The sequence below is a fragment of the Acinetobacter rudis genome, assembly GCF_031157835.1.
Lineage (GTDB): Bacteria > Pseudomonadota > Gammaproteobacteria > Pseudomonadales > Moraxellaceae > Acinetobacter > Acinetobacter rudis_A.
Genome location: NZ_JAVIDR010000006.1, coordinates 77,174 through 94,810 on the forward strand (window position 1 = coordinate 77,174; position 17,637 = coordinate 94,810).

Here is a 17,637-nt window from a genome sequence, read left to right on the forward strand (position 1 = left end):
ATCTTGAAAAAGACACATACAACTATATCTTGCCACATTCTTTCTGCCACACTCATTACTCCCAATATGCGTCGTTTAGTCCTTGGTGGGCCTAATGTGAATGCATGGCTAGCCAATCCAGAAGTACATAGTCCAAGTGCATGGGTTAAGGTATTTCCTGAAGGAATTAAAGGAAGGGCTTATACGATTCGACAAGTTGATCTTAATCAATCAACCATAACCCTCGATTTCGTTTTACATGACCATGACCAACAAGTTAATCATCGTTCTGTATCATCATGGGCTAAGCAATGCCAAGCAGGTGATGCAGTAAACATTGCTGGACCACAAAACGGAGGGTTTCAAATTGCTGATGAAACAGATTGGGTATGGATTGGTGCTGACCTCACTGCCTTACCCGCTGCAATACGCATTATTGAATCCTTAGACCAACATATCCAAGTTTCTGCATTGTTTATTGTTGATTCGCTGGAAGATAAACAAGATATTGCCAACAAATGTAAATTACAAACTCGTTGGCGTACACTCGCAGTGCGACCTGACCTTTTAGCAGACCACAACATACTCATTAAAGATATCGCCACTTTGCAAGGTCATGGACAGGTCTGGCTTGCTGGAGAAGCACGCTGGACGCAAAGTTGGAAACAATATTGGCTGACACAAAAACAACTCCCCGCTCATAAAATAAAAAGCCAAGGATATTGGAAATTAGGCGAAATGGATTATCGAGATTAAATACGCTTATCTAGCGTATCTTCTATCAACAGTTCAGTTGATATTTGATCATTCCAAAGAAAGATGTATTATTTATATATTAAAGTGTCAAACGCCTTACTACTGGTCAAATGTAGAGAAGCTCCACCACTGGGTAGAGCCTCTTTCGAAATGAATAAAAAATTATTGTGCTTTTTCTATCCCCGTAATTTCAACTTCAACACGACGATCTGGCTGTAGACAAGCACGTTGGGCATTACCTTTTGCTACATCATAACAGCCATTCGTCACAGGCTGTGTTTTCCCCGCACTCGAAAAGCTAATGACTTGTTCAGATATACCTGAATCAATCAAATAATTACGTACTGTTTCAGCACGTTTTAGCCCTAACTGATAGTTATAAGCATCAGAACCCAAACGATCAGTGTGTCCAATCAGATTAATCTTGCTAACACTGGTATAACCATGTTGAATTGCATTAGCCAAGTGATTGAGTTCTTGTTGCCCTTTTGGCAATAAATCACTGCGTGAAGCACCATTGAACTTAAACAAAGCATCTGCACTTAAGTTAAGATTCTTGACTTGCAAAGGCCTTGGCACTACTTGTTGTATCACTCTTTGTTCAGCTGGATACATAAAGTTTTGACAGTCTTGACCGTTCCAACTCAAGCGTTCAGCCAAATAAGACTTGTCAAAATCAATACGAAGTTGACAACGCTTATATTCTTGAGTGTTCGGCTTACGAATGTCTAAAACATAGTTCCAGGTTTTAACAAATATCAAGCCTTCACTAAAGTGTGGATTACCTAGAATATGACGGAATTGATCCTTATTTGAACCCGCGCCTAGTCGTGCAACATCTGAATACTCATAACGTTTCACTTCTTTTAAGTAACTACGATCAATCTCTGGAAACGTTACTTCGTTCGTTGAGGTTAAAGCTACTTCTTCTGCATTTGTCGACATGCTTGTGATGACCACTAAACTGCCGATTAAACTTTTAACAATACTTTTCATAATATGTGAATCTCTATAGTTAAATTTGATAGGAAGGCTGAGTTCAGCCTTCCTACTGTTCATCGATCGTTTAATTAATCTATTACACCACTGATACCGATACGGAAGCTTGGATCACCTTCAGAAGCCGCTGCAATACCACCAGTCAATGACCAGCGACCGCTGTCAGCAGTTTTACGTAAGGTTACACCTACCGCATTTTCACCACCATGGTGTGCAGCAGCTGCCGCATACGACCACTTGCCTGCTACATATGGTGCTGTTTCAAGCGCCATTGCAGCTGCAATACCTGCATTGGCACGTTTCTCAACATTATCAATACGTTGGTTGGTTGTTTGGAATAAGTTATCTACCTTGTTATTTATCTGAGTATTACGGTCATCCAAGGCATGAAGTGCATCACCTACATTGTTATAGCTACCGCCATTTACATTGTAAGTTGGACCTGTCCATTCGCCATTTTCAAACTTCGTACCACCACCCAGGTAATTACTTACATTGGTATTAGTTGTATTCAACTGACCACCGTTCACAGCATCTTTAGAGTCTTTAGCAATCTTACCATCTGCAACACCCGTTACTTTCTTGTCGCCAGCATGAATACCAGTATCTTTGTTGATTACAACATCGCCAACTTTAATATTGTCAGAAGTTACAGTTTTAAATTTGACATCATCGCTGGTTGCAACTGTGTAAATATCCTGACCATTTTTACCTGGTGTTTTACTTACAGTAATGTTATTGCCAGCTTTTACCTCAGTTTTAGCACCAGCAACAGCAGTACCAACGGTATTACGTAGATCGTCAATATTGACTGCGTTATTACCATCTGCTTCAGCAATATCAGTTACAGTCTTACCATTGGCATCTTTCATACCACTACCAACCCCAGTAACTGTCTTGTTACCAGCGTTAATACCATCTTTAGTAACACTTGGGCCTCCAGCAATAACTAAACCATCATTGTTGATTGTTGTATCGCCATTTTTAATGCTGCCGTCTTTACCAAGATTAAGGTCTTTAGCCAAATCAACTTTAATGTCATTGCCATCTTTGCTGATATTGACATTGCCATCTTTATTTGCAAAATCAACAGTTTCACCTGGTTTTACTGTGCTCTTATCTCCACCATTAGCTGTTAAGTTCCAACCTGGATTCGCATTGGTCACTCTATCATTGATTGAAGAAATTGCATCGTGGATATTATTTTTACCCGTATTACCAATATTGGTCATCGAAACATTGCCGGCATTATTTATCGCATTCCCACCAAGGATTGTTACAAAATTATTTTGTGTATAATTAAGTTGTTCCTCAGTTGCAGCACGACCTTTGGTTGCAAAGTCAACACCACCTAACTGGGTATTACTTAAACCAGTAATATCATTTGTTTTCTTATCAATTGTAACTTTACCTACTGTTACTTTATCAAAGTCCACAACACTATCAGTTGCTACAGTAAACTCTGTACTACCATCAGCATTGACTTTCGTATCAACTTTGATGTTTTTGCCATCTTTCACATCAACTTTCGATGCAATAGACGCTTTATTCAACTGATTCAAGTTAACAGCATCTGTACCTTTTACACCCTCAGCGACATTGCTAATAGCTTTACCACCAGCGCTAATACCGCCAGCGGTGATACTTGGACCATTATTAATGGTTAACCCAGCATTATTAATCACCGTATCGCCAACTGTTACAGACTCAAGACCAGTTAAGTTTTTCGACAATTCAAGTGCTAACTTACCATCTTTGTTCACAGTACGAAGATTTTCAGAACTTGCCGCACCAGCAGTCATGTCTGTCATACCACCAACAATTTCAAGCTCTTGATTCAATTTCTTCGCAATACTGTCACCAGCATTACCTTTAAACTTCAAGCCATCATTTAAGGTTGCAGTTTCTATGATCTTACCATCTCTAGTTTCATAGATAATCCGTGTTTCACCGTCTGCACCTTTACTACCAGTAATTGTAAGGCCGTCTTTACCATTGGTACCATTTAACACCAAGCTGTCTGCCTTAAGATTCTTGTCCATGGAAATGATCAAGTCGCCGTTGGCATCAACCGCAGTTTTAATATTTTCTGCTGAGTATTGATCATCAGCTTTAACACCAGCACCTTTAATGTTTAGGGTTTCACCAAGTTTCTTCGCAACTGGCGTACCTGAGTTTCCGGCAAAGGTTAATGGCTTATCAGGAATGCCTGTACCACCAGTACTACTTACTGTGTACGTATTAGTCTTATCATCAAAGGCAACTGTCGTATTATCCCCAGCTTTAACTTTGGTTTTTGCCGCATTTAACTGATCAACGTTAACTGCATCACCACCTTTAACACCAGCACCAACATTACTAATCACTTTACCACCAGCGCTAATACCACCAGCGGTGATACTTGGACCATTCTTAATGGTTAACCCAGCATTATTAATCACCGTATCGCCAACTGTTACAGACTCAAGACCAGTTAAGTTTTTCGACAATTCAAGTGCTAACTTACCATCTTTGTTCACAGTACGAAGATTTTCAGAACTTGCCGCACCAGCAGTCATATCCGTCATACCACCAACAATTTCAAGCTCTTGGTTCAATTTCTTCACAATACTGTCACCAGCATTACCTTTAAACTTCAAGCCATCATTTAAGGTCGCAGTTTCTATGATCTTACCATCTCTAGTTTCATAGATAATCCGAGTTTCACCATCTTTACCATCTAAACCCGGTGCACCTTTACCACCAGTAATCGTAAGACCGTCTTTACCATTGGTACCATTTAACACCAAGCTGTCTGCCTTGAGGTTCTTGTCCATGGAAATGATCAAGTCGCCGTTGGCATCAACCGCAGTTTTAATGTTTTCTGCTGAGTATTGATCATCAGCTTTAACACCAGCACCTTTGATATTTAGGGTTTCGCCAAGTTTCTTCGCAACTGGCGTACCTGAGTTAGCTGCAAATGTTAATGGCTTATCAGGAATGCCTGTACCACCAGTACTACTTACTGTGTACGTATTAGTCTTATCATCAAAGGCAACTGTCGTATTATCCCCAGCTTTAACTTTGGTTTTTGCCGCATTTAACTGATCAACGTTAACTGCATCACCACCTTTAACACCAGCACCAACATTACTAATCACTTTACCACCAGCGCTAATACCACCAGCGGTGATACTTGGACCATTATTAATGGTTAACCCAGCATTATTAATCACCGTATCGCCAACTGTTACAGACTCAAGACCAGTTAAATTTTTCGACAATTCAAGTGCTAACTTACCATCTTTGTTCACAGTACGAAGATTTTCAGAACTTGCCGCACCAGCAGTCATATCCGTCATACCACCAACAATTTCAAGCTCTTGGTTCAATTTCTTCGCAATACTGTCACCAGCATTACCTTTAAACTTCAAGCCATCATTTAAGGTCGCAGTTTCTATGATCTTACCATCTCTAGTTTCATAGATGATACGTGTTTCACCATCTTTGCCATCTAAACCAGGTGTACCTTTACCACCAGTAATGGTAAGGCCGTCTTTACCATTGGTACCATTTAACACCAAGCTGTCTGCCTTGAGGTTCTTGTCCATGGAAATGATCAAATCACCGTTGGCATCAACTGCAGTTTTAATGTTTTCTGCTGAATATTGATTATCAGCTTTAACACCAGCACCTTTAATGTTTAGGGTTTCACCAAGTTTCTTCGCAACAGGCGTACCTGAGTTTCCGGCAAAGGTGAGAGGCTTATTCGCAAGTGAGGTTATCGCATCATGAACCGTATCTTTTTTAGTTCCACCAATGTCTGACATTATCAGTGTGCCATCAGTTCCAATCCTAGCATTACCACCTAAAATGTTTTTGGTACTATTTGCCAAATTCCCAATCGTTACATTGCTTGCAAATAGCTGGCTACCATTGATACCGTCAGTACTTGTGGCAGTTATTTGACCTGCTGCAAGGTTTTTCAGTTGGCGTTCTTTACCTTTAGAACCTATGGATACTTGCATACCAGATGAATTAACTTGACCGGCAAATCCTTTGTACTCTATGCCATGAAACTTAAGGTCCTGAGCTTCTGTCACCACTACTGCAGCCCTATTCGCTGTAGAGGAAGCACCTAATGCGACTGCTAGATCAAAATCTACACGAGCACCATTCCCTAATGCAACTGCCTCCTTATTATAGGACTCAGACATACTACCAATAGCTATGCTTCTTTCACCCAATGCTCTACTATCAACTCCCATTGCAATAGACTGCTGAGAGAGTGCTTTTGAAAAACGGCCAATTGCTATTGCCTGCATGCCTGCGGCCTCTACGTGTGTTCCTAGGGCTAATGAATCATGACCTTTTGCTTCTGCAAGGTTACCCATTGCAACCGATTTAATCCCTGCTGCATTAGACTCAGCCCCTAATGCAATAGAATGAGAACCACTTGCTGTAGAATCACGCCCAACAGCAATATCAGAATTATCTAATGCCTTTGAAGCATGACCAATTGCTACCGCAGATATCGTCTTTGCATCACTATCTTTCCCCACTGCAACGGTGTAACTCCCACCAGCACTAGCTGCAACTCCTACAGCAATTGAACCAACTCCCACTGCACCGTTATTATCATAATTTCCACTTTTTATATTGCCATCATTAACACTATAGTAATGAATCAATGGATCAGGACTAGCTGCATTTTCCACTAAATTTATTGTGTGGAGTGAGCTATCTCTATTTACAGTTGCACTATTCCCCAAAACACCTTTAGTTGTATTTGTATTATCTATAGAGGATAAGCTCTGACTTATAAATTTGGCACCTTCATTCCTTGTCGTATTTGCACCTAATATAAGTTGAGGCTGTACCCAATCAGTGCTGTTCTTATTATTTAAGTACAAATTTTTTAATTTACTTGTATTTTCTATAGAATGATCTATTGATATATCTCCTCCAAACATATCAACCTTTTGCCCTGCGTATAAATTTGATGCAAGTGAAAGCATCGCTAGACTCAATAAGCTTAAATTCAAAATTTTATTTTTAGAAACTAAAAAATTAAATCCTCTATTTATAGAAGATTTAACCGTTGAAGTCTTCCCTTTTGATTTTGCGATTTCTGATACTGCAATCCATGCTCCAGATGAAGCACTCCATATAACTCGATATATTTTATTCATGTAATAAACCAATTATTTTAAAGATAATAAAGCAAAAAACAGAACAAAATAAAATACAGCACAAAATTAAAAAATAAAGACCAATTTCAAATATAAAAAAATTAAAAATAAAATTAAAAATAAATAACCTACACAATATATTTCAGTTAAAAAATAAATAAAGAAATATTTAAAACTTCAATTAAAAAAACTAAATAATTTTACATTTTTCATTAAAAATCAAAAAGTTAATAATAAAAACCAACCAACACAACAATTTAATTAATATAGAGGAATTTAAAAATTAAACACAACCCTAAACAAACACCAAATCCCAACCAAACCAATCAACAATAAAATAGATAAGAAAAAATATCAAAAAAACAAAATTAAAAATAAATTAAAATTTTAAAAACAAATAAAAAGTAGCCCATATAATTATCATTGGAAATTAAGTTTAAAAAATAAAATAATCACATTTATTTGCATTTTTTAATTTATAAATATTTAACTGTAATTAAAAAGCTAGGAAAGTAACTGAGATAACATCTCAAGCTGACTACAGAGATACCACCTTGTAGTAGTAAATGAACAATATAATTTTTACCAACTCAAAGCACATTCCTATTCGCTCTCTTGAATCAGCATCATATGCATTACTACCCCCAGTGATGCTCATAGTTACAATATCATTGATGACTATAACCGTGAGTCATTAGATATCCTTGTTGATTTTCACTTCCAATAGAACCTATATTACAGTGGGGCAGATCAATTGATTGAATTGTAAGGAAAACCCAAGCAAAAGAAAAACAATCACCCCTATTTATCTAATAGTATAAGTTGCTGGATATACCATCTGACTCTTAAAGGGGCTTATCATAAATTTGGACATGAGGTACGACCATTTAAAACTTTTATGATAATTAATAAGTTCTGAAAATGCTTCGAGAAGTATCTGCCATCTTTTTATTGCATCATAAGTAATACTGTTGAATGATGGCATCCATATTGATCAAATAAATTAGTAGCAACTTGAATAATAGTAAACTCTACTGACTGATTTTAATAATATGGTATTCTCCAACCAAAAAATTATTTAATAAAAGCTGTACATTAGCTCCCATCTATATCAACCACAATTAATAATAGGTTTTCAACCCATTTCCAAAAGTTTAGATTTCTTGTATACCGTTTGTACTTATGAGCAATATTTACGTTAATAAAAGTGAAATTTTTTTAATTATTCTTTTAGAAACTAAAATATTCAAAAAACTTACATTATCCTATTTAAATTAAATATTTTAAATTAAGTGTTTTATAAAGAATAAGTACAAAATTTCAACTTAATCCCAAGTTAAAATAGTCTTTTTTATCGCTTATTATTGAAAATTGACATTTAAAAATTTACTAAATAAGCTAACTAAAAATAGCAAGTAGACACATCTGGTTTACCAGCTAAAGAAGTCTGTTGAGTAGCAACATCTTCTATCATGAATAGTAAAAGTAAATAAGACATTGTTTTGACTAATTATATTTCTACATTTTCTATTGTATATGATGATTAATAAAAATAAGTAAAAATTAAGGGAGTTAAGTTATGACCACACATCAACAATTAAATGACAACTTACTTCAAGATGAAAAATATTTTGAGAGTAAAGTAGTCGAACGCCTTAAGTCCAATGAATTAACAAATGATACAAATCACTTTTTTTTCAATAGTAAGAGAAGTTAAATTAATTAATCCTAAAGCAGCTCTCCGAATAACTTATTGTTGGAGAGAAATCACAAAAACATTCATGTTTACACGCTGAAAATGAAGATGTTTTCATATGAGACATGGAGAAATTTGGTTTTTAGATGCTAAACATTTGCATTCTGCAATTAATTTATCTCCAGAACGTCGTTTAAATCTATGTCTAGATTTTGAGATAAGAGATTGTCTATATCAAAGTATTTTTAGAAAGCCAATCAATGAAAACTCTTTACAACACCCCCAAATGATTAATAGAGAAAATTTGACTACCGATTTCAAAATGGTTTAGTTAATTTTTCTAAGATTATTAATAAAGATAATTATTGGGACATTGTTGGTTTTTTATCAAAAGTACCATTTTATAAAAATATTAGTTTATCAAAGTGTTATGAATGGATGCTAAAAATTTCAGAACAATCTGGTGATGAATATCTATTTTCAAAAACAAAGCAATTCTGTCAGTTTCTTAAAGCAGAGAGAAAAATGTATGAACGCTTTTCTCTATAAATGAAACTTAATAAATATATTGGAAAAGGCTATGAAAGATAAAAGTTTAAGCCTCAAAATTGGAACAATTGAAATGGTCATTGCAATGCTTCTATCCGGAAGTATTGGTTTATTTGTTATCAAATCTGGTCAATCACCAATCAATATTGTTTTTTTTCGGTGCATAATTGCTGCAATTTGCTTAGCTCCTATCTGTTTTTATTATGGATATTTTAAAAATAAATACTTAGATAAGAAAAAAGTCTTATTGATGATCGCTTCAGGTTTGCTCATCGTTTTCAATTGGGCTTTATTATTTGCAGCATTCCCTAAAACCTCTATTTCTTTGGCAACAATAGTCTATCATGTGAATCCATTTATTATTTTATTTTTAAGTATGATAGTCTTTCATGAAAAAATAAATAAAAATGATATTTTTTGGACCATTTTAGCTTTTATTGGACTCATTATTATTATTGGTTTAGGAAAATCTTCAGTTAATTATAATGAATTATTTGGTTTACTATTAGTTCTGATAGCAACTACACTTTATTCATTTTCAGTATTAATTACAAAAAAATTAACAAGCACACCTCCATTATTAATTATTTTAATTCAGACAATTAGTGGAACCATTGTTATGGTACCTTTTATTTCTATCCTTCAAGCACCTCCTATAGGTATCCAATGGATCTATATCATTTTTTTAGGTATGTTTCATACAGCTTTAGTATATTTCCTCATGTATTCAGCAATAAAGAAAATACCACTCAATAATATCGCAATTCTGTCTTTCATATATCCTTTGTCAACTGTGATTATAGACTATTTTTTCTTTAATCATTTGTTAACTATAAACCAAATCATAGGTGCTATTTTAATTTTGTTTGGCATATTGGGTGTAAAACTACATTGGAAAATCCCAGAACTAAAAAGGACATTACCTTAAGTTAATTAATTGAATAGCTACCAAATATTTAGACACACCGAATTATCATTTAGACTACCATCATATTAGCATCCAATTTCAGTTCAACTTAGATACATTCCTTATATTAGTTGAATAAAATTTCTATATTATATGATGTGGCGACTTTACTTAATAAAATCTACAATCCACTAGTTTGGGAAAAAAATTATTTTCTGAAAGAAAATTTGCATATCTGGGCTAAATTACTACACAAAGCAATTTTAGTAATGATCTCTTTCCTTGTTACAATTGATTTGATAAGTTACACCACCATTTTTTTCGATTTATGCTGTAAATTTAACTTATCTGGCAATGGTTAACACAGCTAAACACAGGTTTAAACAGATTCTCGCAGGTTGAGAAACAAGACTTAAAGGTATGATTTTTAATGACTATTAGCAATAACATTGAAAACACTCAATCTCCACGAATCAGTGTTGCCCCGATGATGGATTGGACAACCAAAGATTATCGTTATTTTGCACGTTTATTTAACCCTCATATCACCCTCTATACTGAAATGGTGACTACTGGGGCGATTATATATGGCGATGCTGCACGCCATCTAAATTATAATCAACAAGAACACCCTCTGGTTTTACAACTAGGAGGATCTAATCCTAAAGAATTAGCAACTTGTAGTAAAATGGCTGAGGATTGGGGTTATGATGAAATCAATCTCAATGTTGGCTGTCCAAGTGATCGTGTACAAAATAATAAAATCGGTGCTTGTCTCATGGCTGAAGCTGATTTAGTTGCTGAATGTATTGCAGCAATGCAAAAAAGCACTCATATCCCAGTCACAATCAAGCACCGTATTGGTATTGATGACATGCAAAGTTATGAGGAAATGTTAAGTTTCGTTGATACAGTAGCGGCAACTGGCTGTAAACACTTTGTGGTACATGCACGTATTGCACTATTACAAGGACTTTCTCCTAAAGAAAACCGTGAAGTTCCACCATTACGTTATGAAGATGTCTACCGTCTTAAACGAGAGCGCCCAAACTTATATATAGAAATTAATGGTGGGATTAAATCCTTGGCAGAAACAAAAAGTCATCTACAACATGTTGATGGTGTAATGATTGGACGTGAGGCTTATCATAACCCTTATTTACTTGCTGAATTGGGCGAGTTATATGGTGTAGATACCATGCCAAATCGCTTTGATATTATGCAGCAGATGATCCCCTACTTCGAACAGCGGATGGCTGAAGGTGCCCCAATTTCAATACTCACTCGTCATATTCTTGGTTTATTTCAAAACCTACCTGGAGCACGCAAATGGCGTCAATCCTTAAGTGGTGGTAATGCCAAAACTTTAGATGATGTAAAAATAGCAATTGATAATATTCAGGCTGCAATGCAACGCACTGAAGATTATATTAAAGAAAATCAGTAAATACCCATTTGAAACCACAATAAAGTCTAGAACGAAAAACACGTTAGTCTTTTCCTCTTCAAGAGCAAAAGGCTAACGTGTTGATACATTTTACTGAATTTTATTTAATAGACCTTTTTCGACTTGATAAATCGAACCATTCGCAAAGTTAATTTGCTGTTTAATCCCGTCAAGGTTTGGGTAACCTTGAATTTTTTCTAGTTGAGTTGAGCGCTGAAACTTAGCCGTCTTAGGGTTATACATCCAATAAATGTGATGCTGATCTTCTGCCCAACGACCATTAGAAGCATCAGATAATACTAGATCATAATGGCCATCAAAATTAATATCTTTGTAATCGACTGTTTGGTTGTAAGCTTTAAACCCTGTTAATTGTTGCACAACTTTTTGTGTTTTTTGATCAACGACATCTATGCGTTCAATAAAATTGTTTAAAGTCGCTGCATTACTTGGCGTATAAAACTTAAAGAGAAATGCAGGTTTATCTGTCACTTTAAATGCTGGCTCAAACTGAATCTCTTGGCTTTGCAACTGACCTTTTTTAACTAATCTTGCGGTGAACTGGCCTGTAATTGCATTCAATTGACCATTTAACTGATAATCACCAGCCTCAAGACTCGCATCACTAGGAGAAATCAACGAGGCCATATTCAACTGATTAGCCTTTTGCAGACCTTCAAAACGAATGCTTTTCTCGGTCTTTATCTCTGTTAATGTTGCACGCGGATTCCACACACCTGCGTATAAATCTAAATAATACTGACCATCTGTTGACCTTAACATGCGTTGCATATTTACTTTAACATTACTCAAACTTTTAAATTGTGCTTGAGCTGTGGTCGCAGTGGTTTTTTGAACAATTTCTGCTTGCGCAACCGTTGATGCTACCAATACAGCACCCAATAAACTATTTGTCAAAATTCGGCTTAATTTCATATGCCTATTACACTCATCAATTGAGATTAAATATAGCCTAATTTAACATACAATGATTGAGAAAAACTGCAACAAGTAAGCCTATTCTATTGGAGTTAGCTTACTTATACGTGCAATCTTAAAAATTTATGTTTCTATATAAAGGTAAAATTTAAATCAAGCTCATCACATTTGCACATTTTTCATCATTATAGATAGCTCATAAATCAGCATTTAACGTAAAACTATTCTTCTGTTTCCTGCTCAGACTCAACTTTATTTGATATATCATTTAATTCTTCCTGTTTTGAATTAGATGATGCACTTTCTTGTGCTAATTGCTTATTCTGCTGTTTTTCTACTTCACATTGTTGACCAATCTTAATGTAGGTTTTATTGGCAACGATAAATTTTTCATTTCTTTGTTTAACCATATCATTTTTAAATTCTTCACCTGGCAACATATAAAATTGTGTTGAGCTTTCATCATTTAACTCACAACTCTTATGAATAATGACTCGAAAAAAAGTGTTACCAGTATTTTTAATCACCCCTTGTTTTTCATCAATTTCATATTGAAGATGTTGTTTACGTGGACGAACAACTAAAATTGTACTCATCGATACTGTTGGAACAAAAGTAGTTGCCTGTGCTTTATTACCTTCTTCAAAAGCCGCTAATGGAACTTCTGAAAAAACCACCCGATAGTAACGTTCCTGATCATCTTTAGGCCCAATATAGATGAGCTTAAAAAAATTAGTGCTTTTAGGGCTAATCTGTAGACTCAAAGGTGTAAAAATGACTTCCCTATTTTTAGCATAAATAACATTTTCCCCCCCCACACCAGGCTTATCAATTTTAATTGCTTGTAATGTATAAAGGTTTGAACTATCTGTATTATTCTCAACAGGTTTAGATATAAAACTCTCTTCTGAACCCATTTCATAAATATAAGAAGAAAGATAAACCGCTGAGGCGATATGACTACCCCCCAAGCCAGCGAGGAGCAGCAACATTCTACTGAAAAATCTATTCATCATATCGCGTTCAACAATCCATTTATTATTAAGGGAATGTGACACCAAGCCACTTTGCAACGACTTTAATCTCACCTTCTGCACGAACTTTACCAATCCAATCCTGACCTTCCATTGAAATACCTGAAACTTCATGATTCATAGGAAAAAGCAACTTAAGATCTGTGGTAAAGAAAAAGCCATTATTAAAACTATCCCAAGGTTCCACTTGCCACATCGCATTTCTCATATTGAGTCTTTTATTGATGTCACAACCACTATAAGCAGTAACATCCTGATTAGCGATATTTTTCATACTCAATACTGCTGGAATCAACACATTGGTTTTTTTATCATCCGAACTAAACAAACAATAAGACTCATTATCTTTTCGTACACTTTGGGCATTTACATAAGCTTCTATGGTGTCTGACATTCGTGGTGCAGATTGTTTTACCACATATTCAAAAGTGATGGGCTTTGTATCCCCAATTTTCCCTGTTTTGACAGGTGTTGTTCCTTCAGGTAATCCCTTCGGTTGAATACTGACACTATACTCACGAGGGATCAGCTCAATTTCAGTTGATACAGAGAATTGATAAAAACCTGACTGTGATAACCCACTATTTCTCAAAGCAAAAGTAAATAAGCTTTCGGTATTACGAAGATTAACTTTTGCTGCAGCTAATTTTTGAAAAAAGGCCTGAGAGAAAAACATAGAAATATAGCTTTCTCCATTTACGATCATTGTCTTAATTTGAGTCAAAGCTGTATGGTTTTTCCAAGCACCATTACCCCCTTCAATTAATAAGTCGGCAGCAGCTGGAGTAAACTTAAGTTCATCTACATCTGGAATTAATGAAAGTTGGTAACTGGTGTCATATTTCGAAATATCGCCTTTTGCATTATATTTAAGCATTTTACAAGCGATACCATTTTGACGATTTACAACAGTGTACTGGCAATATTGAGCGTTTGGTGAAATGTATGGTGTACCATCTGTACCATACCAAATCTCTTGGAAAGCTTTCGTATCAAGAAAAGTAAGATGTCCCATTTTAGTTAAATTAAAACCATATACCCAGTAGTTCCCCTTATTTGCATCCTTACAACGACCACCACTAAAAGGTGAATAATTCTCAGCGGTCTCACATACATGCATATAAATATCTTCAGTAGAATTCACTGACATATTTTTAAAATATTCATACGCTCCTGATGCTAATGATCCCCGAGCATAACCACCGTTATAATCACGACTCCCCCCTGGAACAAGCATTTTAAATGCCCCCTGATTATTGACTAACTCAGCTGGCACAAATCCAGTGCTTGGGCACTCATATGAACTATGAGTACGACAACGAATCCCCTGATACGGCCTAAAAAATGTGCCATTCTCCATCCAGATATCGGCATAATTTCCTCTGGTAAGCGTTTGATTTGTACCCATATAACCTAACGAATCCTGTGTACCTCCCTTATATTTTCCATAACGCGTCCACACATTAGCGCCACTAAAACGTGGGTCAACCTTATATGGTGCAAGAAAGTACTCCTTATCTACATTATTTTCAATAAATACAAAATCTTGACTCCCAGCCTTCACAGGCTTAGGAGTAAGTGCTGCAAAGGCATCGAAAGTAATTAGGGCTGTCGAACACAGCAGACCATATTTTATCCATTTTTTAATCATGTCGAGCCGCCTCTAAACTATTTTTCAAACTACTTGTTGGTTTATATTGGCAACGGACATCACCGAGCCATGCTGCACCACGTGCATGTTCAAGTTGTAATGTAGATTCACAAATATCGCCATTGGCTTCAATCAAGGTCAACACTGGATAACGCTTGTCAACATCAAGTGAAAATTCACCCTTATTATCGGTTTTCGTCTTACCGATATGGTTATGAATATTGGCATTTGCAGCAAGCTCACCATTTGGATAGTAAACTCGGCCAAATATAGTTACCATCTGCTTCACTTCTGGTTGTAATAAGGCAACGTTACCTGGATACAATGTCACACGGCTCTTACGTCCCTCAGCAATACTGACACTATCAATTGATGTTTTATCATTCATTAATTCAATGACATAGTCAGCATATGGAGCAAGTGGAATAAAGTTATTTTTACCTGTGAGGGTATAATTTTGCCCATTGATTTGTGCAGCCATACTGCCCTTATCTTTTAATCCAGTCTCAATAATCACACCTGAACTTAAATTATGATTACCCAAGACCAAATTTTTACCCGAAGTTGCAGCTGAACCTTCACTGGTGTAATTCACAGAGTAGTTATTCCGTGAAGCACTCATTGACAAATTACCACTATTATATTTTGCGGTATAACCGACATAACCCGAAGCTGTAAAGTTATCCATCAAATCTTCATTATTTCGGCGATTAAGCATTTGAGAGACATCAATACCAACAGTGTTAATCAGTTGATCACTAAAATTTTGTTTATAACTTGCATTAGCAAGAATATTTTTATTACGCGTATTTATCCCTGCACTAAACCATCTTGAGAAGGGTAAACGCAGATCAAAATAGATGTATTTATCATTATAATTTTTTTGATTGTCATAATCAGAACGTTGTAATCCCATGCGTACTTGCATATCAACATAGCGATTAGTAAACAAATTTTGAAAATATTCAACATTCAGCACTGAATTATCGCGCTTAATATCATCTGAATAATTAAGGGTTAACATACCTAACTTGCGATGAACTTGATTTAAATTAAGCGACATCCCCAAGCTATAGTTTTTACTATCAGTAAAATAGAGCTTATCTCCGATCTCACTAATATCAAATGCTCCCCAAAGGTTTGCATAACCCTTTGGTAAGTTATAACTTAATGATGTTCCAGCTCGATATGAACCATCTGATGCCAACATCGATTGAAAGTTAAAATTGGTATTTGATGTAAATGCAATATTACTCTCAAGTTCTGCCACAAAATTTTCATCAAAACCATATAAGGTTGACGTCAATCCAACACCTGAAAAATAGGCATAATTTTTCGCTGCGGCAACACCCATTAACCATGTTTTTTGATTATTTTTAATTTCTTGATCATCACGTTTTTTACTGTACTCCAGCATTCCACCAAAGGCCTGCCAACTCAATTGTCCTGTAACACTAGATTGGCGTGCATTGGTTTTATTGACCTGTGCAATACTGCTTGAGGTCTCTTGCCCATTAATAACTGTTTTAACTTCAACATTATATACCCCCATTGGGAATGTCGAAGTATCTAATTCATGGCTACCCATAGAAAAATTTTGAATACTCAGTAGGCGCCCATCACGATAAACTTGAATGGTTCCTGCACTTGGTAAAAACACCAAAATAGGCACCAGCGTCTGTTTTTTATCTTCTATGACTGTACTGCTTTTATTACCATAGGTTACACCGTAGATTTTACTTGAATTTAATGCACTTAAACTGGCAATGGATTGCATACTCCAAGTATCCATCATTCCGACAGCTAGACGATTACCTTCAAAATCACGTTCATAGAGTGCACGGTACAAATCAAAATCTGTTTCTGAGTCATTGCTATAAAAAGAGCCATTAGCAATAAAGTGATGCTCTTCGATTGAACTAACACTATCTAAGTTAACAAAAGTTGATGATGTGGTTCGACTATCAAAGTCGCTATAAGATGCCCCTAAACGATAATTCAATATTGAGGAGAAATTCGAGGTCGTAGACTCACCTAATACACCAGAACGTTTAATCAATTTAGTCCCTAAAGCTGATTTATTTACTTTAAGTTCCAAATAAAGTGACTTTAAGTCAAAAGTTAAACTTGCATCTGGACCAAGCTCCAACTGCATATCTTCATCAAAAGCTTGATCTAATGTTTTAATTTTATCTTTAACTTCTGTAGATAGTTCTGTTTTTTGATTAGTTTCATCAAAAATTACTTTTCTAATAAATAATTGATTATCTTTAAATTCAACAACAGCATCAGCAATTTTTTGTTGACTTTTATGCTCACCAACAACCAAATCTTCTTCGAATTTTAAATAAACTGGAACCGTAAATCCTTGGGCTAACATACTTGAAAGTGCTGCTGGAAATGTATATTTACCAATATGAATCGCACTTTGTTTTTCTTCTGCATATATATTTTGCATACTCGTCAGCAAGATCCCCATGACTCCAACAACAATCGGCCTGTTCATGAT

10 protein-coding genes and 1 pseudogene are annotated in these 17,637 nt (G+C 35.6%); 5 read left to right on the forward strand and 6 right to left on the reverse strand.

What is annotated here, in order from left to right:
• The first annotated feature begins 3 nt into the window (after nt 1–3).
• A complete protein-coding gene (locus RFH42_RS07880; protein ID WP_308975044.1) occupies nt 4–735 on the forward strand; it encodes a siderophore-interacting protein in 732 nt (243 codons plus the stop codon).
• A 162-nt stretch (nt 736–897) separates the two neighbouring features.
• Here RFH42_RS07880 and RFH42_RS07885 read toward each other — a convergent pair whose 3' ends face one another.
• On the reverse strand, nt 898–1,680 hold the full coding sequence (locus tag RFH42_RS07885) for an OmpA family protein (RefSeq protein ID WP_308975045.1): 783 nt from the start codon (nt 1,678–1,680) through the stop codon (nt 898–900).
• A gap of 125 nt (nt 1,681–1,805) precedes the next feature.
• On the reverse strand, nt 1,806–6,905 hold the full coding sequence (locus tag RFH42_RS07890; protein ID WP_308975046.1) for an ESPR-type extended signal peptide-containing protein: 5,100 nt from the start codon (nt 6,903–6,905) through the stop codon (nt 1,806–1,808).
• Nucleotides 6,906–8,581: 1,676 nt separating this feature from the next.
• Here RFH42_RS07890 and RFH42_RS16885 point away from each other — a divergent pair.
• The 4 genes and pseudogenes from RFH42_RS16885 (at nt 8,582) to dusA (ending at nt 11,504) form a co-directional block, all read left to right on the forward strand.
• Nucleotides 8,582–8,701 (forward strand): DUF6202 family protein, encoded by a 120-nt coding sequence (locus RFH42_RS16885; RefSeq protein ID WP_374990822.1) that lies wholly within the window; start codon nt 8,582–8,584, stop codon nt 8,699–8,701.
• A gap of 227 nt (nt 8,702–8,928) precedes the next feature.
• Nucleotides 8,929–9,150, forward strand: a pseudogene (locus tag RFH42_RS16890) (hypothetical protein); the annotation flags it as partial.
• Between the two features lie 31 nt (nt 9,151–9,181).
• Nucleotides 9,182–10,078 carry a DMT family transporter gene (locus RFH42_RS07895; RefSeq protein ID WP_308975047.1) on the forward strand — a complete coding sequence of 299 codons (897 nt, stop codon included), beginning with the start codon at nt 9,182–9,184 and terminating at the stop codon, nt 10,076–10,078.
• A gap of 409 nt (nt 10,079–10,487) precedes the next feature.
• Nucleotides 10,488–11,504 carry a tRNA dihydrouridine(20/20a) synthase DusA gene (dusA, locus tag RFH42_RS07900; RefSeq protein ID WP_374990779.1) on the forward strand — a complete coding sequence of 339 codons (1,017 nt, stop codon included), beginning with the start codon at nt 10,488–10,490 and terminating at the stop codon, nt 11,502–11,504.
• A 90-nt stretch (nt 11,505–11,594) separates the two neighbouring features.
• On the opposite strand, the gene RFH42_RS07905 is transcribed toward dusA, so the two are convergent.
• The 4 genes from RFH42_RS07905 to RFH42_RS07920 form a co-directional block, all read right to left on the reverse strand.
• Nucleotides 11,595–12,440: an XAC2610-related protein gene (locus RFH42_RS07905; protein ID WP_308975048.1), complete on the reverse strand. Its 846-nt coding sequence runs from the start codon at nt 12,438–12,440 to the stop codon at nt 11,595–11,597.
• Nucleotides 12,441–12,664: 224 nt separating this feature from the next.
• Complete coding sequence (locus RFH42_RS07910) at nt 12,665–13,516, reverse strand: fimbria/pilus periplasmic chaperone (protein ID WP_308975049.1); 852 nt, start codon at nt 13,514–13,516, stop codon at nt 12,665–12,667.
• Complete coding sequence (locus RFH42_RS07915; protein WP_308975050.1) at nt 13,485–15,128, reverse strand: hypothetical protein; 1,644 nt, start codon at nt 15,126–15,128, stop codon at nt 13,485–13,487. Before RFH42_RS07915 ends, RFH42_RS07910 begins: the two co-directional genes overlap by 32 nt.
• Nucleotides 15,121–17,634, reverse strand: a complete 2,514-nt coding sequence (locus RFH42_RS07920) for a CS1-pili formation C-terminal domain-containing protein (protein WP_308975052.1) — start codon at nt 17,632–17,634, stop codon at nt 15,121–15,123. The genes RFH42_RS07915 and RFH42_RS07920 overlap by 8 nt, the downstream gene beginning before the upstream one ends.
• Nucleotides 17,635–17,637 lie beyond the last annotated feature (3 nt).

Bases quoted from the DNA above. Each gene is read 5' to 3' on its own strand.
- RFH42_RS07905 (WP_308975048.1), bottom strand. From the start codon at position 12,440: ATGAAATTAAGCCGAATTTTGACAAATAGTTTATTGGGTGCTGTATTG.
- RFH42_RS07890 (WP_308975046.1), bottom strand. From the start codon at position 6,905: ATGAATAAAATATATCGAGTTATATGGAGTGCTTCATCTGGAGCATGG.
- RFH42_RS07920 (WP_308975052.1), bottom strand. From the start codon at position 17,634: ATGAACAGGCCGATTGTTGTTGGAGTCATGGGGATCTTGCTGACGAGT.
- RFH42_RS16885 (WP_374990822.1), top strand. From the start codon at position 8,582: ATGATACAAATCACTTTTTTTTCAATAGTAAGAGAAGTTAAATTAATT.
- RFH42_RS07885 (WP_308975045.1), bottom strand. From the start codon at position 1,680: ATGTCGACAAATGCAGAAGAAGTAGCTTTAACCTCAACGAACGAAGTA.
- dusA (WP_374990779.1), top strand. From the start codon at position 10,488: ATGACTATTAGCAATAACATTGAAAACACTCAATCTCCACGAATCAGT.
- RFH42_RS07915 (WP_308975050.1), bottom strand. From the start codon at position 15,128: ATGATTAAAAAATGGATAAAATATGGTCTGCTGTGTTCGACAGCCCTA.
- RFH42_RS07895 (WP_308975047.1), top strand. From the start codon at position 9,182: ATGAAAGATAAAAGTTTAAGCCTCAAAATTGGAACAATTGAAATGGTC.